The following is a 21,042-nucleotide window of genomic DNA, read 5'->3' as shown; positions in this document are numbered from 1 at the left end:
AAACTCCTTGCCTGTCGATGGATTCTGTAGACCTGTTGCTCAATCAGGAGCAGCAAGGACTTCCCTCTGCTATCCTTTATTATTACGAAGCACTTCGGAGCTAGCTTTGCAGATAAAAATGAAATAAGGATGAAATAGGAGAATGAATTCCTATGGTTTTCCCCATAGGCCGCCTGAAATGCTAGTGCGAACAGTCAGGTTTTGATGACGGCGCGGTAGGCGCAGCCGCGATTGCTGATTCTAGATGTAGAGCTGCCGGGGCTATCGGCAGTAGAGATTTACAATTGGAAGCGACTGGAGAAGCCCGGCTGGTTCAGACCGTGCGCGGAGTTGGGTTATATTCTAAAAACTTATAGCTCAGGCTGCAAAAGCCCTCATTCTATGATGCTAGCAAGACTCAATCGCTAGCAAATTTCACCTTCATTTCACAATTAGTCCGTATTGTTCAGAGCTGTATGAGTCAGTACCGGCCTAGCTAACGCCGGAGCTATTACTGTTGGGTCACCGTGCCGATGAGTCATCCATCCGAGTCAGCTGAAACGCCTGAGTCAACTAAGGAGGCGGGATTAGAAGAATCGCTATCAAAGGTTGAAATGTACGAGCCTCCAGCGCCCCCGCTCCCCTGGTGGAAAGCATCTGGCAAGGCACTACTCGGCGTGGGCGTGTTCGCAGCCCTAGCCGCAGGCATTCTAGTCACCACCAATATTTTTAGGTCGATGGCCATGTCTGGGATGGAAGGCATGTCGGGTATGGAGGGCATGGGTCACGGCGATATGATGGGGGTGGATGGAGCCTTTAACCCAACGCCGGTTACGGTAGAAGTCGTGCAGCCCACTCAGCTAGAGGCGAGCGTCAGCTACACGGGGGCAATTTATCCCTACACCGAGGTGACGGTGTATCCCCGGGTGACTGGGCAGCTTTCCCACTACGAAATTTATCCGGGTGATCGGGTCGCCGCTGGGCAGACGCTAGCTACATTGGAAGCGATTGAACGGGTTAGCCAAACCAATGAAGCTGAGGCAGCGGCGGCGGCGCTGTCATCGACGGTAGAAGCTGGCCAGCTAGAAGTCGAAGAGCAACGGCAGCAAATTGATCAGATTCAGGCCGATCTAGACTATCTGCGCCTTCAGCGCGATCGCTTTGCCCGCCTCACCGCTGAAGGGGCTACCTCGCAAGACCAGTATGATCTGCTGATCTCCCAGGTCGTTGCTAAGGAATCAATGTTGCAAGGGGCGAATGCTAAGCTCGCTCGTCTACAGGCCAGAGTTGCCAGTGACCAGGCTCAAGCCAATCGCGCTCAGGCCCAGGTGGGCACCGCTTCTGCTTTCGAGAGCTATACCCAAATTACTTCCCCAATCAGCGGCATCGTTCAAGCCCGGATGGCCGATCCGGGAGTGGTCGTACAGCCCGGCATGGGGATTTTCAAAATTGGTGACTATCAGAAAGTGCGCCTGCGTGCCAATGTGGCCCAGCAAGATGCCAACCGGATTCGGGTCGGGACGCCGATTTTGGCCAAGGTACCCGGTGCGGATACCGGAGTCATTCGCGGTGAAATTACTAGCATTTTTCCCCAAACCGAGACGACAACGCGCACAGTGACGGTTGAAGCCGTTGTCGATAACCCCGATCAGCAGCTGCTTTCGGGGCAGTTTGTGGATATGGAAATGATTATCCAGCGCCGTGATAATGCTCTATCGGTATCCCAAAAGGCGCTGGTTGAATTCAATGGCGAACCGGCGGTTTGGGTCGTGAATGGGGAAACCGCTCAGCGACGACAGGTGACCCCTGGGCTGACCAGTCGCGATCGCGTTGAAATTACCGATGGTCTAGAGCCGAACGATCGGGTGATTACCTCCGGCCACAGCCGTCTGATGGAAAACGGTCAAGTTACTATTGTCGATGCGCTAGGCAATCCAGCAGAAATTTCTGCAAGTGCTGAGTCCAGCACCCTTGAGGTCGCGCTGGTCAACCCTGCCAACCTGAAATCAGGCAGTAAAGCTGAATTTACCATTGCCCTGAAGGATTCTGAGACTGGGGAACCATTGGCTATCACCACTGACGACCTGACGGTGGATCTCACCATGCCGATGAAAAACATGGCTCCGATGACCGCCAAGGTGGCGCTTGAACCTGCTGACAGCTCCGGAGAGTTTAAGGTCAGCACTTTTCTTGGGATGAAAGGGGACTGGACGCTAGAAGCCACCGTCACCGCTGCCGAACAGGCTGGTAAAGCGCGCCTCAGCCTACTTGTCAAATAAGTTTTCGCTGCTCACACAAGTCCTACTCTTTATCCTGGATCGATCTATGAAAAAACTGTTGCTAAGCCTGATCACAGTTGGCATTATTGCCACCGGCTGTACCAATACCTCAGAGCCAGAGACGACAGCGGCAGACGCGACACCTGACGCCGCCGAGTCTGCCGATGCCACCATGCCCGAAATGGAAGGGATGGAATCGACCAGCGAAGGCAATGTTGAAATTAGTCTGGTTAGCCCTCACGATTCTGTGCCAATGGGCGATACAGAAATGATTCTAGAAGTCAAAGACGCGGCGACTGGCGAGCCTGTGACCACAGATAGCCTCAAGGTTGATGTTTCTATGGCAATGGAAGGAATGGAGCCGATGATGACGGAGACAACAGTCTCCCCTGGAGCCGAACCGGGCCTATACGAGGTGCAAACCTATTTGAGTATGGAAGGCCCCTGGGCCATCAACGCCGCTGTGGACGAAGGCGAAAAAGCAGGGACAGCCCACTTTATGCTGGAGGCCCAGTAGGTTACCTGCTCACGCTGCTATCAAGGCTTGGGGTTGGCTTCGCTAATCCCGAGCACTGTCCCATAGGTTTGGTATGAAAGAGTTTTTTACCCGCTGGTCGATCAAGAACCCGGTTGTGGTCGTAGCAGTCTATATCGCAGTGGTCATGCTATCGCTGCTGACGCTGTTTCTTCTGCCCGTGCGGATGATGCCCTACGTCGAAAGCCCGCTGGTCTCTATAGTGACGATGGCGCCGGGCTCATCCCCCGCCGAGGTAGAAGCTTATATTAGTAAGCCCATCGAACAGCGGCTCAGCGTGCTGGACGGCGTGCGGTTTATTCGCTCTAGCTCCCAGCAGGATAGCTCTCTGGTGACGATTCAGTTTGCCTGGGGCGGCGACATTGACAAAGCCGTGCAGTCTGTCCAGAGCGTCATGACGGCTGCTGAGGGTGACCTGCAGCTGGATGGCATCAATTCTCGAACCTACTGGGTGCTGCCGATTGACCCGCTCAATCGACCGGTGTTAACTCTGGCACTCAGGGGCGACGGGTGGGATCCGCTACAGCTGAGGGAGTTTGCCGACAATGTCCTGGTTGATCGACTGACCCAAGTCGAGAATGTGCAGGCCGTTTCTATCTTTGGCGGCTATCGCCGCCAGCTGCAGATAGTCGTCGATCGCCAGCAGCTCGCCGCCTATGGCTTGTCAATTTTGCAGGTGCGCGATGCGATTGATGCCAACAACGTCAGCCAGGGCGCAGGCGTACTGACCCAGGGCGACAGCGAGATTTTGGTGCGTACCGATGAGCGAGCGCTAGAGGCCGCTACCGTGATGGACTATCCAATCCTGGAACAGGAGGGACGGGTGGTGTATGTCCGCGATGTGGCTACGGTGAAAGACACCTACGAAGAGCGCCGTAGCGGCTACCGCTATAACGGTGAGTCAGCCCTGGCGGTGAACGTCATTCAAAAGCCTGACTCTAGTTCGCCTCAGGTAATCGAGCGGGTCAGGGCAGCGCTGGAAAGCCTGCAAGCAGAATATCCCGGCTTAGAATTTCAAGAAGCCTATGACAATTCTTACCTGGTCAACCTGATTCTCAGCAGCACTTTTCAAGAGCTGCTGGTCAGTGTCGTCCTGGCTGGATTCGTGATTTTGCTCTTCTTAGAAGATTTTCGCGCTACGGCCATCATCATGATTTCCATCCCCACCAGCCTGGCGCTCTCGACGCTGCCGTTTATCCCCATCGGCATGTCGCTCAACTCCTCGACGCTGATTGGCATGATGATGGCCATTGGCAAGCTAGTTGACGACTCGATTATTGTACTCGACTCGATTGACCAAAAGCTGAGGCAGGGGCTAATGCCGATGCAGGCAGCAATCAAGGGGACTGGAGAAGTCTTTTTGGCGAGTGCAGCGGCCAGCTGCGTGATGATTGCGGCACTGCTGCCCACTATCCTGGCCGGGGGGCTGACTGGGCTGATGTTTGTGGGCATTGTCTGGCCGATGGTGTTTGCCTTTATCGCCTCGCTGCTGGTGTCGATTACGCTAATTCCGCTGGTTGCGGCTTTTACTCTGAAACCCCTTGCCGCCAGGCCTCAACGTCGTACCTGGCTACAGGTGCTGACAACTCCGGTGCGCTACGGCTTCCGACGGCTAGAGCGGGGATACGCCTGGCTGCTGGATCGCTGTCTAAGAAATCGAGAGATTACGCTGGCCGTAGCGGCGGCCTCGGTGGTGCTGGCGATCGCGCTGTATAGCTTCATCCCCCAAGAGATGATGCCGCTGGGTGACTCGGGCCAGTTTATGGCTGCCTTAGAAATGGAGGCGGGCACTTCGTTTACGGCGACCGATGCCGCTGCTGCTCGGTTCGAGCAAATAATGTTAGAACAGCCTGAGGTCGAAAAAGTCTCCTCCCAGGTGGGCTTTGAACTGACTCGCAATAGTACCTACTTCAGTGGCTACAGCATGGGCGGCGTCAATACAGCGGCGATGACGGTAACGATTACCCCACTGACTGAGCGGCAGCGAGATATCTGGGAAATTATGGACGGCATTGACGCCGAAGCGAAGCGCACGATTCCTGGTATTCGTCGCCTGGCGATTAAAGAGATGGGGGTAGATGTGATGGCAACCTCTGCGGCCCCAATTCAGCTGGCCGTCTATGGCGATGACTTGGATGTGCTCTACCGTTTGGCACAAGGGGTGCAACAAATTGCCGCTGCCAATCCTGATATCGTGATGCCCTTTACGAGCTCAGCCTATTCTCAGCCGGAGTATCAGCTGCAGATCGACCGCCGCCGAGCCCAGGAGCTGGGTTTAAACATTCGAGAGGTGTCAGAACAGGCTCGCTATGCGCTCAACGGCGGGTTCACTCGTCGGTACTACAACCGCCCCAACCTGCGGCAAAATTCAATTTTAGTGCGCTACGACGAGGCCGATCGCGGTACGGTGCAAGATCTCTCTGAGACCTATATTACCAGTCGCACGGGTCAACAAGTGCCGCTGAGTACGGTGGCAACGCTGGAGCGCCAGCAGGGGCCAACGCTGATTGAGCACGTGAATGGGAAACGGGTGGTCTATGTAAATGGCTACTACCGCAAAAATGGCCCGGCCTCGATGGATTTGTCGATGGCGATCGCGATGCAGGCAGGGGCAGAACTTGACTTTCCGCCCGGCTATGGCATCGACTCAATGGGCGATATGACGGACATGATGATTGAGTTTGGGCGACTGCTGAAGGGACTGCTGGTTTCACTGGTGCTGCTTTACCTGATTTTGGTCATCCAGTTTGGCTCATTTGTGCAGCCGCTGGTGATGATGCTATCCGTACCCTTACAGCTGGTGGGCGTCTTTGGGGCACTGCTGCTGGCTAATCAAACGCTCTCGACCGTATCGATTTTGGGTATTGTGATCCTCTCAGGCATTTCGCTGTCAGCCGCGATTTTGCTACTGGAGCTGATTTTAGCGAAGCGGCAGGAAGGAGTGCCACGCGCGATCGCGATTCGTCAGGCAGGCCCAGTCCGGCTCAAAGCAATTGTCATGACCACCCTGACGACCCTGATTGTGATTGTGCGCCTGGCCTTTTTTCCTGAGACGGGCATGGACGCCTATTCGCCGATTGCGACTGTCATTTTGGGGGGGCTAGTGGTCTCTACGCTGCTAACCCTGGTGGTCGTGCCGGTGGTCTATTCTTTTGTCGATGATGCTACAGAATTTTTCAAACGGATGCGGCGGCGCTCAAAGCGGGCTGAGTTGCCTCGTCTAGATCTGCCTTAGACTGTTCCTTTAGGTATTTGTTATTCGAGAAGTTATCTTATTTACCAATGTAAGCCGCCTACCTGAGAGGAAATGGGCAAAAGATACAACTGCTGTATTCCAAGTTAATCTGCTTGATGTTTTCCAACGCGGAATCTCCTAACAATAAAGAACCTGATGTTCGAAAGCTCGGATACTCTGGGTACAAGAATATTCTCACTGAAGTCTAATAAGTACAGCACAAAGCGCTATCTTACTCAAGCGGCAGCCCGTTTTTTCGCCATGCAAAGATGTCATCCTGTAGATGAACTATGGATTCAAACCCAGCTTCGCGTAGAGTTGCCTCAGCAATATTCGCTCTGATTCCACGCTCACAATAGACGACAATAACTGATTTTTTTAGAGCTGAAATTTCATCGATACGCGCCTCAAGTTCTCCAAAATGGATGTTGACTGCACCAGCGATATGGCCTGCTTCGTTTTCCTGAGCAGTCCGCACATCTAAGCACATCTAAGATTGGAGGAGCAGTCCCTCTGACTAAATTATGCCATCCATCTAAGCTAACTTTGCCCGTCGCAGCAGCACGGCATTGATGGCCACAATCACGGTTTAAAGACTCATCAGCAAGGCTCCTATAGCAGGCGATAGCACGATCCCCCAAGCCGATAGCACCCCTGCTGCTAGAGGAATGGCGACAACGTTGTAGCCCGTCGCCCAAAGCAGGTTTTGAATGGTTTTGCTGTAAGTCTTTTTCGCCAGATTCAGGACTTTTACAGCGTCCATTGGGTCGGCTTCAATCGGCACCAGGTCGGCGGACTCAATCGCTACGTTGGTCCCCGCCCCGGTCGATTCCTTAATCACTCGTGGGAATGGCCAGGTTCCTCGGCATGACCCGGCGATGATTCAGAAGTCTGCTCAGCAGGCTGAGAAGGGCTAGTTTCTTCAGCAGCGTCATCGGTCGTTTCAGAAGACGGTTCAGCAGATTGACCATCGCTAGTTTCTTCAGAAGCACTATCGGGTGATGATTTGGAGGAGGGTTCAGCCGGTTGACCATCGCTAGCCGCTTCGGAATGGTCATGGCCGTCACCGTCCTCATGTTCAAAAGATTCTGTACTCAACATGAGAGCGTTCAGCTCGCCTCGTATTTCCGTATGGCGAATGGTGCCGCCATGTAGCCCAGCCCAGAACACTAGGGTAGTGGCCGCGATCGCAATTCCCAAAAATGTAATATTGAACCAAGCCGGAGCTAGCTTAGCCCGCCGGTATAGCAAAATTCCGGCCAGACCGAGCGCTCCCGCAATCTCGATCCCAATCAGCGACCATTCCCCAACTTCTCGATGGCGATGGATAACGGCTTCGGTGACGTTGGGTAGACCTTCGACCGCCTGAACCGCCTGGGTGCCCGAGTAGAAGACCGCGATCGCAGTTAAAGCCATCAGAAAGAAAGTCCAGTAGCTTGTCTGCTTTAGCGCGTTGCTTCGCCTAGCCAGGCCAACAATAAAAATCATCAGAGCAATGATTGCACCGACGATAGGAAAGTGATTCAGCAGTAAGTGAACATGTGCCCAGCTTAGATTCATGAGGTTTTTAAGGTTGATAACTTATTCAGGACGTGAGGAAAAGTCTGGCAGCGGTCTTGCCTCTACCTCAGCTGGTGTGCTTGCCACTCCATTTTCTCTGATATCGGCAATCAGCCACTCCATTTCATTAATCTCTCGGCGCTGTGATGCGATAATCTCATCAGCCAACTTCACGGACACGAATGTCTTTGATCTGAGCTCGCTCGCTCGTTAGGATTGCGATTGAGTGGTGAGGAATCATGCCTTCCATGTAGTCTACATCGCTCACCGTAATTTGGCTGCGCACCAGCCCTAAGGCTGCGCCAAACAGCAGGATGGCCCCAACAAAGATTGCGATGTTAGCTTTTCTGCTCTTGTACATGTTGAGCATAAACCCTAACATGATAACCATCATTGCGGCACCCATAATTAGGGCCATATAAGCCCGCGTTTCACTAAACCAAGCATGATCAAGAATTTGATAGGAATGTAGGTACATCAAGAAGAACATCGTAACGATTGAGGTCCCAATCATCGCAAAGTATCTGACGTAGCTACCCTGCATTCCTTTGTGATGCCCAGCATCTGTACGGTTGTCGATTGTATTATCTGTAATAGCCATTAATATTCAATGTAAATGTGACGTGGCAAAACGCACTTTTCTAAACAGAAAAGTTTTGTATGGAAGATAGCTTTCCCCCATGTCTAATTACATACGGGCACACTTCACCATATCGGCATTACCTATAAATGCTTCAGCACAGTGCTCACCCACCGCATAGGCCACAGCTTTCTCAAAGCTAGACTGGTACTCCTTGTGATGCAAAAACATAGTCGCTCTCCAATTTTGGCTAATAATTCAGACTTAACTAGAAACTATTCACTTCCGCACCCTTCTGAAGAGAGAACCCTAATTTACATCTTGTGAGCCAAGGCGATTTCATTCTGATTTCATCATTTAGGTCTAGGCTGACCGGGTTGATCGATGAATCAAGGCATCTTTCTAAGAATCCGCTTGACTCTACAGCCAACTGGAGAGTTTATATTAAGAGCGATGGGGAGAATGTCACTGAGTAATCCCCCGCCAAAACCATATTGTAAAGGAAGATTAACTATGGACAGCAAAGCTCTAGTGACGGGTTCAGTAGGCTTTGTCGTCGGTATTGTCGCGACCCTACTTGTGGGCTTTCTAGCAATGGCAGGAATGATGCGCGGCGGCATGATGCAGGGCAGCATGATGGGCTCTGGAGAGTGCCGCAGCTACACTTCTCCAGAGATGTCAAATGCATCGCTTGCGTTGATCGGCGAGTCAGCGACCTAAGGCTGATGCTGGAGCTGTCTGCGCCGACTCCGGAATCCGAAGGCACCTACTACCAAGAGTGCCAAAACAAAAGACGGTTCTGGAACTGAAACATGACCCGGTTTTTCATGACCCGGATCGGGCGAATGGCCGTGATGACCGCCGCTACCATCTTCGAACGTTGTATGCTCTCCAGGCGCATCAATCGATACGGCTGGATGAGTGCCCGCGAATAGGCCATCGGGATTTTCCAGTCCTAACCACATATGAGCCATGTAAAAACCTGCGTCCGCTAGCGTATTAAAAGGAGGATAAACGCTGGGATCAGAGGAAAATTCAAAAGGCGCGATCGTAACTTCAGGATCGGCTAAAGCTGCTAGAACTTCGCCAACAAAGTTTTCATTTGTCAACGACTGTCTAAACAGAACGTCGCCGGTATAAGCACCAGTAGCCGGGTCGCGATTGCCCACATTTTCAATCAAAACGTTTTCATGGGAATGCCAGTCTACATCGCCAAAAGGATCTAAAATGTCAGGCTTAGACTTGAGCGTCGCTGTTTTTACGCCTTCGTACAAAGCAGGCAAGCTAGCCGGGTCGGCAGTGGCCAAGCTATTCAAGACCTCCGCTGTAATGGCATACTTTTGTTCAGGCCAAAATACAGCGACCAATTTGCCCTGTTGGTCAAAGTTCAAACCAGTAGGCGCTAAGGGGTTTGGAGACGAATTGCTGAGAAATAGCGCTGGGTTGAACCAATGAGTCCCATGAAATCGCAGGTCCTTAGTCATCGGCACATAACCAGCGGCAGCCGCATTTTGCAAGCCAGACGCTCCCATAAAAGGGTCAGCATAGCCAAACAGGCCGTCGATAATTGCCTTAGATTCCGGTGAGAAACTGTCTGAAGGACCGTAAGCCTCGTAGAAATCTCCTACCGAAGAAACTCGCTTCAGCTCAGCCGCTTGAACGGATATGGTAAATCCGGTACTGAGCAACATACCAACACCGCCTATGCTAAAGCTCAAAATCTTGTTTTTCATAGCGTTGAATTCCCAGGAGTGGTTCTGCAATATCAGTTCTTTAAAGCAATGGATACTTATCTTTTCTTTGGATGAATTTTATGTCACAGCTTTTATAAATCCTGGGAAGATAAACCATTCTTTATCCTTTGTAAGGACTTGTTACTTACAGAAGCTAGCATCGGAGACTTTTACCGTTCACACGACCATACCTATGAGTGCTATCAAACGGCGTAAATTTTTGACCTTAAGCTCGGGGGCGACTGCGGCTATTCTGCTGTCTCAGTGTTCTAGAGAATCGCCCCAGGCGAGCTCGCCTGGCTCCACCCTGGCTCAGGCCCAAATCGTCAGCAGCGAAGGGGGGTTGCTAAAAGTCGATTTAGAAGCCAGGGCGCAGCAAGTACAGCTGGGCGATCGCAGTGCCAACCTGCTTACCTACAATGGTCGGATGCCTGGTCCCAGGCTAGAGGCTAAACACGGCGATACGATTCAGGTTCGCTTTACCAATCAGCTCAGCCAGCCTACCAATCTCCACTATCACGGGCTGCATATTCCCCCTACTGGTACCGGCGACAACGTTTTCCTAGAAATCCCCCCCGGCGAAAGCCATACTTACGAGTTCCAGCTGCCTCAAAACCACCCCGCTGGAACGTTCTGGTACCATCCGCACTATCATGGACTGGTGGCCGAGCAGCTCTTTGGCGGCCTGGCCGGACTATTCATTGTCCGGGGCGAACTCGACGAAATTCCCGAAGTCAAAGCGGCTCAGGAAAAATTTCTCGTTCTCAAAGATTTTGCTCTCGATCGCAGCGGCAACATTCCCTCACCGGGGCATATGGCTCAAATGACTGGACGCATGGGCGACCTGCTCACGGTCAACGGGCAGTTTAATCCAGGTTTGCAAATTCCTCAGGGCGGCCTGTTGCGGCTGCGGCTGCTAAATGCCTCCTCTTCGCGATTTTTTCGGCTGTTTTTAGAAGGCCACCCGTTTTATCTAATTGCAACGGACGGCGGCGCTATCTCAGCCCCAGTTGAGCTTAGGGATCTGGTTTTAGTGCCTGGCGAACGAGTCGAAGTACTCGTACAGGGAAACCGCGAACCCGGGCAGTACCGCTTATTCAATCAGCCCTTTAACCCGGCTCAGGGAAGGGGCGGTGGCATGATGGGCGGCAACACGATGGGCGGTGCTTCAAGTCAGGAGAATGCAGAACCGATTGCCACGCTGACCTACAGCGGCTCAGTCGATCAGATTCCACTACCTACCCAGCTGATTTCCGTTGAGCCGCTGCCAGAGCCGCAGACCGTGCGCCAGTTCACCCTAAATCACGGGATGGGCATGGGCATGGCGTTTCTAATCAACGGACAGGCATTTGACCCCAGCCGCATCGATATTCAGGTGGCCCTCGATACAGTCGAAGATTGGGAAATTATCAATACCGGCACGATGACCCATCCTTTTCATGTTCATGTCAACAAGTTTCAGGTGGTGAGCCAAAATGGTCAGGCTTCGCCCTACCTGGCCTGGAAAGATGTCGTGTCGGTGAGTCCCGGAGAGAACGTTCGCATCCGCATCCCGTTTCAGGACTACATTGGTAAAACTGTTTACCACTGCCATGTTTTAGACCATGAAGATCGCGGCATGATGGGAATTCTGGAGATTCAGCAGGCTTAGATCATGGCCCCTAGATGGCGGCGACGGCTGCGGCTACTATTTCGGCAGCAAAATTTGATTGTTCTAGGCGTGCTAGCGCTTTCGCTAGCGGTTTATGGCTGGGTGTCTACCCAGGCCGAAATTAATCTGCTAACGCCCCAGGGCTTGAAGCAGGAGATTACCAATACTGGCATTTGGGGTGTCTTGGTTTACATCGCCGTGATTGCCCTAGCAATCGTTTCAGCACCCAATCGCGGACCCTATATAGACTTTACCATTACAATGGAGCAAGGCATAGATGGAGTCACTCATGGTTGATCAGCTAGCTATTCCTACCGATGAGGTCACTTTTCCAGATGCGAGCCAGCTGATCACGGAGGATGACGCCCCGGTGGATAATTTTCCATCTGCTAAGCAGCAAAGGCTCTTGGTCAGTTCTCTCTACAGTTCCTTATCCAATCAAGTTTTTCTAGCCGAAGCCAACGTCGGCGTTTATCACACCGTTAGCCAGCCCGCCATCGTTCCAGACGTATTTGTCAGCTTCGACGTACAGGTCCCTGATGAGTGGTGGGAAAAGCCAAATCGCTGCTACCTGGTCTGGAACTTTGGCAAGCCGCCGGAGATCGCGATCGAGGTCGTTTCTAACAAGATCGGCAAGGAGCTCACCGATAAGTTCGAAATCTACGAGCATATGCGGGTGAGCTACTATGCGGTATACGACCCTAGCTTACAGCTGGGAGGGGCTGCGCTGCGGCTCTATGAACTACGAGGGATGCACTACGCTGAGATGGAAGAATCCTGGCTGGAGCAGGTCAGTCTGGGCTTGACCATTTGGCAGGGGGAATTTGAAGGGCGGCAGGATAGCTGGCTGCGCTGGCGAAACGGCGATGGTAGCATTCTACTCACGGGTGACGAGCGGGCTGACCAAGCACAGCAGCGGGCTGATCAGGCACAGCAGCGGGCTGACCGTCTAGCAGAGTATCTCAGGTCGCAGGGCATTGATCCTGACCAGCTGCCAGAATAGCCCATTCAGGCAGCGGCCTATGCGCATTTTACTGGTTGAAGACGAACCTGATCTGGGTAAAGCCATCAAGCGTACCCTGACCCAAGAGGCCTACGTGGTGGACTGGGTACAGTCAGGAGATGAGGCCCTGGCCTACCTAGAAAGCGACGTTACGCTATACACGGTCGGGATATTCGACTGGATGCTGCCCGGCCTGTCGGGAGTCGCGCTGTGTCAATGGCTGAGGTCACGTAGCTACGTTCTGCCGGTCCTCATCCTGACGGCCAAAGACCGAATTGAAGATCGCATTACCGGGCTCGATGCGGGGGCCGATGACTACTTGGTCAAGCCCTTCAGCATGGCTGAGCTGCTGGCGCGACTGCGGGCACTGCGACGGCGATCGCCCGACCTCAAGCCGGCCCAAATTCAGATTGGGCCGCTGCTGCTGGACTGCGATCGCAGAGTCGCGTTCCTCCGACCTGGCAAAACTTCAGAACAGTCCATTGAACTCACCCAAAAAGAGTTTCAGCTGCTGCAATATTTGATGGAGCACCCCAACCAAATTCTCACCCGCGATCAGGTGTTAAACCAGCTTTGGGAAATTGGAGCGGAACCCAATAGCAACGTCGTGGCAGCCCAGATGCGATTGTTACGCCGTAAGCTGGGACAGTATGGCTGTGATCACCTGATTGAAACCGTCTATGGGATGGGATACCGCTTCAAAGCCGAATAAGCTCTTTCGCCGCAGCCGCTGGCAGCTCACCGCCTGGTATACCAGCGTCATGGCGGCGGTACTGGGGCTGAGCGGGATTGGCGTTTACCAGGCGATCGCCCATGCCCATCAGGTAACCGCCGATCGAGAACTCAGAGCTGTGGCTGAACCGATCCATGATGCGCTAGAGACGACCCTGACCGCAAACCGTTCAATCGATGCGATTACGCCCCGCCGGCTACTCACGCTATGCGCAGCCGGGCGCTGCTTACCTGTTGAGCCCTTGCCCAGCCATCACGACCGAGACCTGTATCGGAGCAGCTATTATGTTCGGGTGCTCTCTGCCAATGAGGATTTGATTGCCATAGCGGGTATCTCTGCAAAGGAGTTGCCGGTAGCCTATAGCGCATCATCCTGGCAAACCCTGCGGGACAGCCAGGGTAACCTATATCGCCAGGTTGCTCTGCCGCTGTATGCTTTAGATGACCAAGCTCGGCTAGGAACCTTGCTCGTCGGGCGTTCCTATAACGACTTTGCCGCCTACTTAAGAGCGGTTCGCTGGATTATCTGGCTGAGCTTGCCCATCACGATGGCATTGATTGCGATCGCCAGCTGGTGGCTGGCAGGGGTAGCGCTGAGGCCGGTACAGACGTCGTATAGTAAAATCCAGCAGTTTACCGCCGATGCTGCCCACGAGCTGCGGACGCCTCTTACAGCAGTGCGAGCAACAGTAGAGTCGGTAATCCGACTTCCCCAAATTTCCGATTCCGAAGCGCGCGAGACGCTCCAGGTCATCGCCCGTCAAAATCAACGCCTGACCACGTTAGTGAGCGACCTCTTACTGCTGTCCCGGCTGGATACCCAGAGCCCGTCTCAGATTGCCTGCTGTGACCTGCGCGATATTCTCAGCGACATTCAAGAAGAGCTGGCCGCTCTGGCGCTGAAGAAGCACATTCATCTGATGCTTGAGCAGCCCGATATCCCAATTCCGGCTATGGGAAATGAAGCCCATCTCTACCGGCTGGTGCTAAACGTCGTGAGCAATGCCCTGCAGCATACTCCGCCTGAGGGGAAAGTCATGATTCAGCTTCAGCAATCCGAACGACAAGCCCTGATTACCGTAGAAGATACTGGCACTGGGATTGCTCCAGCAGACCAGGACCGTATTTTTGGTCGGTTCTATCGGGTGGGTCAGGATCGATCTCGTCAGAGCGGCGGATCGGGATTGGGATTATCGATTGCAATCGCGATCGCGCATTCCTACGGCGGCAACATCCAAGTACAGAGCCAGCTCGGCAAAGGCAGTAGCTTTACAATCCGGCTGCCGATTGGCCCATAATCCTGCTGTTCTCGCTACTTGTCGCCCCCCGCCTGACCTCATTGCGATTATCTATACCGTTAGGCCAGTCAGCAAAATCGCAGTTAACGATAATCTTCAACAGAGGCCTCATAGTCCTAGATTCCTTTCAGAACAGATACGAGACTGCAACAAAAGATTTCAGAATGTAGGACTGAGAGAAAGTTCTCCTAGCCTCAAGCATTTGGCCGTCAACATCGAAACTGCAACAGCTCGGCTAATCGGCTGTACAGACTAATGTTCAAATATGTTGTCGTACTGCATCAGGTCCAGCTCAACCAGCGTGGGCAGACATTGTAGACACTGTTGGGCCAATGCCCAGCGATCCTCGCGCTTGAGCATGGTGATCAGCTGCTGCCGCAGCTTGTGCAGATAGCGGACATCGTTTGCCGCATAGCTGAGCTGTTCTTCACTGAGCTGGGTGGCGTTGCCCCAGTCGGAACTCTGGGCCGATTTGTCTAACTCCACGTCGGCAATTTCTTTGACCAGCTCCTTTAGCCCGTGGCGTGGGCTGTAAGTGCGGGCCAGCTTACTGGCAATCTTGGTACAGAAGACCGGCGCGACGACAATGCCCAGATGGTGCTGAAGCATGGCCAGATCGAAGCGGGCAAAGTGAAAAATCTTAGTAATTCGAGGCGCTTCTAAAAGCTGCTTGAGGCGAGGGGCTTCGGTCTGCCCCCGGGCAATCCGGAGCACCGAGACGTAGCCCTCCGGGTCGCTGAGCTGGACCAGGCAGAGGCGATCGCGATGCGGATTTAGCCCCATAGTCTCGGTATCAGCTGCGATCGCCTCTGCGGCCAGGTAGCGCTCTAGCAGGTCAGGGGGAAGGTCGCGATCGCACACCTGAAAGTTATCCATTGTTTCTCCGTTCAACCAAAAATCGCACCAGGGCTTAGTCCAGCTTAAGCACCTTTGCCACCGTCTGCACGTCCTTATCCCCGCGACCCGAGCAGTTAATCACAATGCGCGGCTGACCTGAAAGCTTTGGACACAGCGTTTCTAAATAGGCAAAGGCGTGGGCCGTTTCTAGGGCAGGGATAATTCCCTCTAGGCGAGAGATCAGCTGAAACGCCTCCAGCGCTTCGGCATCGGTAACGCTGTAATATTCAGCGCGGCCCAGCTCCATCAGATAGCTGTGTTCTGGCCCGACGCCAGGATAGTCTAGTCCAGCGCTGACGGAGTGGGCCTCAACCACCTGCCCATCGCCGTCCTGTAGCAAATAGCTCATCGCCCCATGCAGCACGCCAATCCGGCCCTGAGTCAGCGTTGCCGCATGTTTATCTGTTGTCACACCTTCTCCAGCCGCCTCAATCCCAATCATGCGCACATCGGCATCGTTGACAAATTCGTGAAACAGGCCCATGGCATTGGAGCCCCCGCCCACGCAAGCCATCAAAATATCCGGCTGGCCGTTCCACTTCTCCAAGCATTGGGCTCGGGTTTCCTGCCCAATAATGGCGTGAAAGTCCCGCACGATCATTGGGTAGGGATGGGGACCCGCCACCGAACCCAAAATGTAATGGGTCGTTTCTACGTTCGTTACCCAGTCGCGAATTGCTTCTGAGGTTGCGTCCTTCAGCGTGCCCGTCCCGGCTTCGACCGGACGTACCGCTGCCCCCATCAGCCGCATCCGAAAGACATTCAGCGCCTGCCGCTGCATGTCCTGAACGCCCATATAGATCACGCAGTCGAGGCCAAACCGGGCGCAGACGGTCGCCGTCGCGACCCCATGCTGCCCGGCTCCGGTCTCGGCAATCACCCGCTGCTTACCCATGCGCTTGGCCAGCAGGACCTGTCCCAGGGCATTATTAATCTTGTGAGCACCCGTGTGGTTGAGGTCCTCACGCTTGAGATAAATCTGCGGCCCGCTGCCGTCGGGCCGAGCGTAGTGCTGGGTCAGCCGCTCAGCAAAATAAAGTGGATTCGCCCGACCCACATAGTCCCTGAGTAGGCCGTCCAGCTCTGCCTTAAACCCATCCTCCTGCCGGTAGCGCTGATAGGCTGCTTCGAGCTCGCTCAGGGCGGGCATCAGCGTCTCGGGGACATACTTGCCGCCAAAGCGACCAAAGCGGCCCAGCCGATCGGGCCGAGCGTTAAGGGAAAGTGGTTGAGCAGTCGGAGAAATTGGGGTCTTGGTCACGGGTCAGGCCTATGGGAATCAGTTCCCCATTATAGAAAGTGCTGGGGAATTACGGAAAGTACATTCGCTAAGGGTTCTAAAAATAATAATGAGGAGACAGATTTAAAACTCTGCCTCCTCATTATCGATTAAGCAACTTGGTTGCCAGCGGCAGCGCTAAGGGAATGGCAATTAAATAGCGTAGCGGTTCGCCCTCACCCTAAATCCCTCTCCCGGGGAGAGGGACTTTGAATCCGGCTCCCTTCTCCCCTCGGGAGAAGGGCTGGGGATGTAGAGCTCCGGTGCTGATGGCTGGTACGTTATTAACATGCACGTCCCTAATAGGCATCCTGGAGTTCAAAGAAATCAGGCGAGATATAGTCCTTCCGCAGCGGCCAGCCCACCCAGTCTTCAGGCATCAGCAGCCGCTTCAGGTTGGGATGCCCTTCGTAGACGATGCCGTACATATCATAGCTTTCGCGCTCCTGCCAGTCGGCAGCCTGCCAAATCCAGTAGACGGAGGGGACTTTAGGATTGTCTCGGGGTAGAAAAACCTTAATCCGCACTTCGGCCGGGCGGTCGGCATTATCGCTCAGCTTCGTGAGATGATAGAAGCTCACCAAACTTTTGCCGGGACCCGCATCGTAAGCGCCCTGGCAGGCAAGGTAGTTGAACCCATAGGCCTGCAGCGCGGTACAGAACGGCAGAAGAAAGTCGGGCTCAACCTTAAGCACCTCGATCCCGGAATGGTCGCGCTCCATGACCTCATGGTCAAACCCCTGCTCGGTCAGCCAGGTCGAGATCTCACCCGCTTGGACAAGCTCCCCTGCTTCTTCGGCGGAAGCTTCTGCTTCGGCCGGGGCCTTGGTTTCTTCCTCTGCCATTAGTTCGTCTCCTCTTCAGCTTTTTCGGGGGCGGCTTCCAGGGCCTCTGGCACCGGCATACCCAGATCGGCCATCAGCTCTTTTGGCGGCGCTTCGCGGGTCGCAGAGCGCAGATAGTGGCCGGTGAGAATGGGCGCAACGGCTTCCATCTCATGGCTAACGGTATGGAAGCGGTGCGTTTCTTGCAGATAGCCGCGCTCCTGCATCGACTCGTTGGCGATCTTCTTGCGCAGCTTGATAATGGCGTCAAAGATTGCCTCCGGTCGCGGTGGGCAGCCGGGAATATAGACATCAACGGGAATCAGCTTATCAACCCCACGCACCGCTGTCGGCGAATCGACGCTAAACATACCGCCGGTAATCGTGCAGGCTCCCATCGCCATGACATATTTGGGTTCGGGCATCTGCTCGTATAGGCGCAGCAGAGCCGGGGCCATCTTCATGGTGATAGTCCCCGCAGTAATAATCAGGTCGGCCTGTCGGGGGCTAGAGCGGGGCAGCAGGCCAAACCGATCGAAGTCAAATCGCGAACCGATCAGCGCCGCAAATTCAATGAAGCAGCAGGCGGTGCCATACAGCAGCGGAAACAGGCTCGAGAGCCGAGTCCAGTTATACAAATCATCTACCGTCGTCAAAATGACGTTTTCAGAAAGGTCCTGGGTGACCTGAGGAGGGGCAGCCGGGTTCATCATCCGCTCATCGGGATTGAGAAGGCTGCTAGGGGGTTGAGTTTTGGAATTTATGACCATTCTAGGGCTCCTTTGCGCCAGGCGTAGACTAGACCGACAACCAGTATTCCAATAAAGATCAGGGCTTCCACAAAAGCCAATAGCCCCAGCTGACTGAAGGCAACGGCCCAGGGATAGAGGAAGACGGTTTCAACATCAAAGATGACGAACACCAGCGCAAACATGTAGTAGCGAATGTTGAACTGGATCCAGGCTCCACCGATGGGTTCCATGCCCGACTCGTAGGTGGTTCGCCCAGCCGGGCCGCCGCTGGCCGGTCTGAGCAGCTTGGAAGCAACGAGCGCGATCACAGGCACAAGACTACTGATCAGTAGAAAGCCTAGAAAATATTCGTATCCGCTGAGGACAAAGTTAGATTCCGGCACGGTTGGGTTTACCTAAATAACCTTCGTAAAAACTGACATCGGGGCTGACTTCATTCAGCTCAATCTGAATTTGGCTGAACGGAGTCGGCCTTACCTATCTTAACGAGTTTGGCTAATCTGGCGAGCTCGCCGCGCAAATCTTACCTCAGTACTGGGACAGTACTGTCCCCATTATTGTCTTGGAGGACGGTTCCAAAGCAGTGATTGGTTCAGCGACTGCCGAAAATGGAAAACCCGATTGAATGGACAAACGGTTAGATAGGTCACTCTATGCAATAATTGTTGACAGATGCTCTCATTTTACAAATTACTGGCGTTCTCAAACGTCGGCGATTGATAGAGATTCCCAATCGATTTCTACTGCTGGGCTAATTGCCCGCCTACCCTAGATGAGTACCGATTCAGATCCAAATGGGGCTGCGAATTCGGAGCGTCCGGCGACTTCTGAGTCTGCTCCCGAAGCTCATGAAGCTGCGGCTGAGAAAGGGCTGACACCCGCCGAGATGGATCAGTATGAATGCCGCGCCTGTGGCTATACCTATGAGCCGAGCAAAGGTGATAACCGGGCTAATATTGCGGCAGGCACGCCCTTCGAGGCGCTGCCAGCAGACTGGCGCTGTCCGGTCTGTGGGGCTGGCAAGCGGCAGTTTAGCAATGTGGGGCCGGTCGGTCAGGCGTCTGGATTCAAAGCAAACTTAGACTATGGCTTTGGCGTCAATCGGCTGACGCCGGGGCAGAAAAATCTGCTGATCTTTGGCGCGCTGGCGCTGGGCGTGCTGTTTTTTCTAAGTCTTTACGGGCTGCGGTAGTCCAGTCCCTTGACGAACGGCGATCGCTCAATCAGCCAAGTGTTTAGGATTATTTTTTGTTGTGTCTGAGTTGCTATGCTGACGGTTTTAAAATCATTTTTAAAGGCTTCCCTAAGGACCTTTCAGAGGGCTCGGCGGGCAAGAATAGGACTCGTATTGGCGATCGCGCTTTTTACCCTGGGCTGCTCTCAAGTTTACCTGCCTGCAATGGACACCAATCCCTGGCAGACAGTGGCCGTACCGGGGGAGGCGACCCTCTCTGACATTGCCTTCACCGCCGACCGGAATCATGGTTGGCTGGTGGGCAGCCGCTCCACCCTGCTTGAAACGACGGACGGGGGCCAGAGCTGGACTCCTCGCAGGCTGGAGCTCGACAACCCACGCTACACCTTTACCTCCATAAGCTTTGACGGCGATGAAGGCTGGATTGCCGGTCAGCCGACGCTGCTCTTGCATACGACGGACGGGGGCCAGAGCTGGTCTTCGATTGAGCTCGATCCGAAGCTGCCGGGCGATCCGTTTTTAGTCACCGCCCTGGGTTCAGCTAAGGCTGAGCTAGCAACCGACATTGGCGCAATTTATCTCACCGAGAACGGCGGGCGTAACTGGCGAGCGCTGGTGCAGGGCGCAGTCGGCGTAGTGCGCAATATGAACCGAAATGAAGATGGCCGCTATATCGCGGTGTCTTCACGGGGCAACTTTTACTCCACCTGGGACCCCGGACAGCAGGTCTGGCAGCCCCACAACCGCGAAAATTCCAAACGGCTGCAAAATGCTGGATTTACTAAGGACGGCCTGCTTTGGCTGATCGCTCGGGGCGGACAGCTGCAGTTTGGCCAGCCCGACGCGGATTATGAAACCTGGAGCGACCCGATTGCGCCGGAACCGGCGACCAGCTGGGGCCTGCTCGATATGGCCTACCGCACGGCTGACGAAGTTTGGGTATCCGGCGGCAGCGGCAATCTGCTGATGAGCCCAGACGGCGGTGAGACCTGGGTCAAAGATCGCGATGTGGAAGATGTGCCGACAAACTTCTACCGAATTAAGTTCTTGGCTCCCGAGCGCGGCTTTATTCTGGGTGAGCGCGGCTATCTGCTGCGGTACGCCGGCCGCCCGGAGGCGGCTGAGAGCAGCTGATTCTCCCCGGCTCTAGCATCTTAAAGTTTTTGGACGCGCTTGTTTGGGAGTAGCTCGGTTCCGTATGATAGAGAAAAGACAACATTTACCGTAAGTTTACAGGAGATTTTAAACATGGCAGGGAGTACTGGCGAAAGACCCTTTGGCGATATTGTCACCAGCGTTCGCTACTGGATCATCCACAGCATCACCATCCCAGCTTTATTTATTGCGGGCTGGCTGTTTGTCCAGACGGGCCTGGCCTACGATGCCTTTGGCACACCGCGCCCGAATGAATACTATCCGACCAACCAGATGGAGCTGCCGATTGTTAGCGATCGCTTTGAAGCTAACAATCAAATTAAAGACTACAACGACCAGGCTAAGTAGCCCGTTT

Annotated in this window: 20 protein-coding genes and 2 pseudogenes; 12 read left to right on the top strand and 10 right to left on the bottom strand. The window is 54.0% G+C overall.

The genetic code is table 11. From position 1 onward, the window contains the following. Positions 1-512: 512 nt before the first annotated feature. The 3 genes from IQ241_RS12515 (at position 513) to IQ241_RS12505 (ending at position 6,028) form a co-directional block, all read left to right on the top strand. Positions 513-2,258 (top strand): efflux RND transporter periplasmic adaptor subunit, encoded by a 1,746-nt coding sequence (locus IQ241_RS12515; RefSeq protein WP_193907592.1) that lies wholly within the window; start codon positions 513-515, stop codon positions 2,256-2,258. A 46-nt stretch (positions 2,259-2,304) separates the two neighbouring features. Further along, a complete protein-coding gene (locus tag IQ241_RS12510) occupies positions 2,305-2,775 on the top strand; it encodes a FixH family protein (protein WP_193907590.1) in 471 nt (156 codons plus the stop codon). 73 nt (positions 2,776-2,848) lie between these two features. Then, positions 2,849-6,028, top strand: coding sequence for an efflux RND transporter permease subunit (locus IQ241_RS12505; RefSeq protein WP_193907589.1), 3,180 nt, complete (start codon positions 2,849-2,851; stop codon positions 6,026-6,028). Positions 6,029-6,260: 232 nt separating this feature from the next. Here the strand turns inward: IQ241_RS12505 and IQ241_RS12500 are convergent, their stop codons facing one another. From IQ241_RS12500 to IQ241_RS12485, 4 genes and pseudogenes are all read right to left on the bottom strand, one after another. Further along, entirely contained in the window at positions 6,261-6,506 is a 246-nt protein-coding gene (locus IQ241_RS12500) for a rhodanese-like domain-containing protein (RefSeq protein ID WP_193907587.1), read from the bottom strand. A gap of 111 nt (positions 6,507-6,617) precedes the next feature. Next, positions 6,618-6,851, bottom strand: a pseudogene (locus tag IQ241_RS12495) (heavy metal translocating P-type ATPase); the annotation flags it as partial. 14 nt (positions 6,852-6,865) lie between these two features. After that, positions 6,866-7,444, bottom strand: coding sequence for a hypothetical protein (locus tag IQ241_RS12490; protein ID WP_193907585.1), 579 nt, complete (start codon positions 7,442-7,444; stop codon positions 6,866-6,868). A 165-nt stretch (positions 7,445-7,609) separates the two neighbouring features. Further along, positions 7,610-8,132, bottom strand: a pseudogene (locus IQ241_RS12485) (DUF305 domain-containing protein). Between the two features lie 549 nt (positions 8,133-8,681). Here IQ241_RS12485 and IQ241_RS12480 point away from each other — a divergent pair. Beyond that, a complete protein-coding gene (locus IQ241_RS12480) occupies positions 8,682-8,888 on the top strand; it encodes a hypothetical protein (protein ID WP_193907583.1) in 207 nt (68 codons plus the stop codon). Here the strand turns inward: IQ241_RS12480 and IQ241_RS12475 are convergent. Further along, a complete protein-coding gene (locus tag IQ241_RS12475; RefSeq protein WP_193907581.1) occupies positions 8,885-9,901 on the bottom strand; it encodes a PEP-CTERM sorting domain-containing protein in 1,017 nt (338 codons plus the stop codon). The genes IQ241_RS12480 and IQ241_RS12475 overlap by 4 nt on opposite strands. Positions 9,902-10,094: 193 nt before the next feature. Between IQ241_RS12475 and IQ241_RS12470 the strand changes: the two genes are divergently transcribed. From IQ241_RS12470 to rppB, 5 genes are read left to right on the top strand one after another with little or no spacing between them, the layout of a single operon-like run. Next, complete coding sequence (locus tag IQ241_RS12470; protein ID WP_193907578.1) at positions 10,095-11,552, top strand: multicopper oxidase family protein; 1,458 nt, start codon at positions 10,095-10,097, stop codon at positions 11,550-11,552. 3 nt (positions 11,553-11,555) lie between these two features. After that, on the top strand, positions 11,556-11,849 hold the full coding sequence (locus IQ241_RS12465) for a hypothetical protein (RefSeq protein WP_193907576.1): 294 nt from the start codon (positions 11,556-11,558) through the stop codon (positions 11,847-11,849). Beyond that, on the top strand, positions 11,842-12,555 hold the full coding sequence (locus IQ241_RS12460) for a Uma2 family endonuclease (RefSeq protein WP_193907574.1): 714 nt from the start codon (positions 11,842-11,844) through the stop codon (positions 12,553-12,555). The genes IQ241_RS12465 and IQ241_RS12460 overlap by 8 nt, the downstream gene beginning before the upstream one ends. Positions 12,556-12,574: 19 nt before the next feature. Beyond that, positions 12,575-13,267 (top strand): two-component system response regulator RppA, encoded by a 693-nt coding sequence (gene rppA, locus IQ241_RS12455; protein WP_193907573.1) that lies wholly within the window; start codon positions 12,575-12,577, stop codon positions 13,265-13,267. After that, positions 13,236-14,585 carry a two-component system sensor histidine kinase RppB gene (rppB, locus tag IQ241_RS12450; RefSeq protein WP_193907571.1) on the top strand — a complete coding sequence of 450 codons (1,350 nt, stop codon included), beginning with the start codon at positions 13,236-13,238 and terminating at the stop codon, positions 14,583-14,585. Before rppA ends, rppB begins: the two co-directional genes overlap by 32 nt. A gap of 252 nt (positions 14,586-14,837) precedes the next feature. On the opposite strand, the gene IQ241_RS12445 is transcribed toward rppB, so the two are convergent. The 5 genes from IQ241_RS12445 to ndhC all read right to left on the bottom strand — a co-directional run bounded on the left by IQ241_RS12445 (position 14,838) and on the right by ndhC (position 18,720). Then, the gene (locus IQ241_RS12445) at positions 14,838-15,461 is read right to left on the bottom strand and encodes a ribonuclease D (protein WP_193907569.1); all 624 of its coding nucleotides are present in this window, start codon (positions 15,459-15,461) and stop codon (positions 14,838-14,840) included. A 34-nt stretch (positions 15,462-15,495) separates the two neighbouring features. After that, positions 15,496-16,743, bottom strand: a complete 1,248-nt coding sequence (gene trpB / locus IQ241_RS12440) for a tryptophan synthase subunit beta (RefSeq protein WP_193907567.1) — start codon at positions 16,741-16,743, stop codon at positions 15,496-15,498. Between the two features lie 317 nt (positions 16,744-17,060). After that, on the bottom strand, positions 17,061-17,606 hold the full coding sequence (locus IQ241_RS12435) for an NAD(P)H-quinone oxidoreductase subunit J (RefSeq protein ID WP_193907565.1): 546 nt from the start codon (positions 17,604-17,606) through the stop codon (positions 17,061-17,063). Next, complete coding sequence (gene nuoB / locus IQ241_RS12430; protein WP_193907563.1) at positions 17,606-18,355, bottom strand: NADH-quinone oxidoreductase subunit NuoB; 750 nt, start codon at positions 18,353-18,355, stop codon at positions 17,606-17,608. The genes IQ241_RS12435 and nuoB overlap by 1 nt, the downstream gene beginning before the upstream one ends. Next, complete coding sequence (gene ndhC / locus IQ241_RS12425) at positions 18,346-18,720, bottom strand: photosynthetic/respiratory NAD(P)H-quinone oxidoreductase subunit C (RefSeq protein ID WP_193907561.1); 375 nt, start codon at positions 18,718-18,720, stop codon at positions 18,346-18,348. The genes nuoB and ndhC overlap by 10 nt, the downstream gene beginning before the upstream one ends. Positions 18,721-19,109: 389 nt before the next feature. On the opposite strand from ndhC, the gene IQ241_RS12420 reads away from it, so the two are divergent. From IQ241_RS12420 to psbE, 3 genes are all read left to right on the top strand, one after another. Continuing rightward, complete coding sequence (locus IQ241_RS12420) at positions 19,110-19,529, top strand: rubredoxin (RefSeq protein WP_193907559.1); 420 nt, start codon at positions 19,110-19,112, stop codon at positions 19,527-19,529. A gap of 75 nt (positions 19,530-19,604) precedes the next feature. After that, entirely contained in the window at positions 19,605-20,666 is a 1,062-nt protein-coding gene (locus tag IQ241_RS12415) for a photosynthesis system II assembly factor Ycf48 (RefSeq protein WP_193907557.1), read from the top strand. A gap of 114 nt (positions 20,667-20,780) precedes the next feature. Continuing rightward, positions 20,781-21,035 carry a cytochrome b559 subunit alpha gene (gene psbE / locus IQ241_RS12410; protein ID WP_193907555.1) on the top strand — a complete coding sequence of 85 codons (255 nt, stop codon included), beginning with the start codon at positions 20,781-20,783 and terminating at the stop codon, positions 21,033-21,035. Positions 21,036-21,042 lie beyond the last annotated feature (7 nt).

The sequence above is a fragment of the Vasconcelosia minhoensis LEGE 07310 genome (assembly GCF_015207255.1).
GTDB lineage: Bacteria > Cyanobacteriota > Cyanobacteriia > Phormidesmidales > Phormidesmidaceae > Vasconcelosia > Vasconcelosia minhoensis.
This window is presented reverse-complemented; position numbering and strand designations above follow the sequence as displayed.

Excerpts from the sequence above, each read along its gene's own strand:
- IQ241_RS12515 (WP_193907592.1), top strand. The coding sequence starts at position 513 with ATGAGTCATCCATCCGAGTCAGCTGAAACGCCTGAGTCAACTAAGGAG.
- IQ241_RS12510 (WP_193907590.1), top strand. The coding sequence starts at position 2,305 with ATGAAAAAACTGTTGCTAAGCCTGATCACAGTTGGCATTATTGCCACC.
- IQ241_RS12505 (WP_193907589.1), top strand. The coding sequence starts at position 2,849 with ATGAAAGAGTTTTTTACCCGCTGGTCGATCAAGAACCCGGTTGTGGTC.
- IQ241_RS12490 (WP_193907585.1), bottom strand. The coding sequence starts at position 7,444 with ATGGCTTTAACTGCGATCGCGGTCTTCTACTCGGGCACCCAGGCGGTT.
- IQ241_RS12480 (WP_193907583.1), top strand. The coding sequence starts at position 8,682 with ATGGACAGCAAAGCTCTAGTGACGGGTTCAGTAGGCTTTGTCGTCGGT.
- IQ241_RS12475 (WP_193907581.1), bottom strand. The coding sequence starts at position 9,901 with ATGAAAAACAAGATTTTGAGCTTTAGCATAGGCGGTGTTGGTATGTTG.
- IQ241_RS12470 (WP_193907578.1), top strand. The coding sequence starts at position 10,095 with ATGAGTGCTATCAAACGGCGTAAATTTTTGACCTTAAGCTCGGGGGCG.
- IQ241_RS12465 (WP_193907576.1), top strand. The coding sequence starts at position 11,556 with ATGGCCCCTAGATGGCGGCGACGGCTGCGGCTACTATTTCGGCAGCAA.
- IQ241_RS12460 (WP_193907574.1), top strand. The coding sequence starts at position 11,842 with ATGGTTGATCAGCTAGCTATTCCTACCGATGAGGTCACTTTTCCAGAT.
- rppA (WP_193907573.1), top strand. The coding sequence starts at position 12,575 with ATGCGCATTTTACTGGTTGAAGACGAACCTGATCTGGGTAAAGCCATC.
- rppB (WP_193907571.1), top strand. The coding sequence starts at position 13,236 with ATGGGATGGGATACCGCTTCAAAGCCGAATAAGCTCTTTCGCCGCAGC.
- IQ241_RS12445 (WP_193907569.1), bottom strand. The coding sequence starts at position 15,461 with ATGGATAACTTTCAGGTGTGCGATCGCGACCTTCCCCCTGACCTGCTA.
- IQ241_RS12435 (WP_193907565.1), bottom strand. The coding sequence starts at position 17,606 with ATGGCAGAGGAAGAAACCAAGGCCCCGGCCGAAGCAGAAGCTTCCGCC.
- nuoB (WP_193907563.1), bottom strand. The coding sequence starts at position 18,355 with ATGGTCATAAATTCCAAAACTCAACCCCCTAGCAGCCTTCTCAATCCC.
- IQ241_RS12420 (WP_193907559.1), top strand. The coding sequence starts at position 19,110 with ATGAGTACCGATTCAGATCCAAATGGGGCTGCGAATTCGGAGCGTCCG.
- IQ241_RS12415 (WP_193907557.1), top strand. The coding sequence starts at position 19,605 with ATGCTGACGGTTTTAAAATCATTTTTAAAGGCTTCCCTAAGGACCTTT.
- psbE (WP_193907555.1), top strand. The coding sequence starts at position 20,781 with ATGGCAGGGAGTACTGGCGAAAGACCCTTTGGCGATATTGTCACCAGC.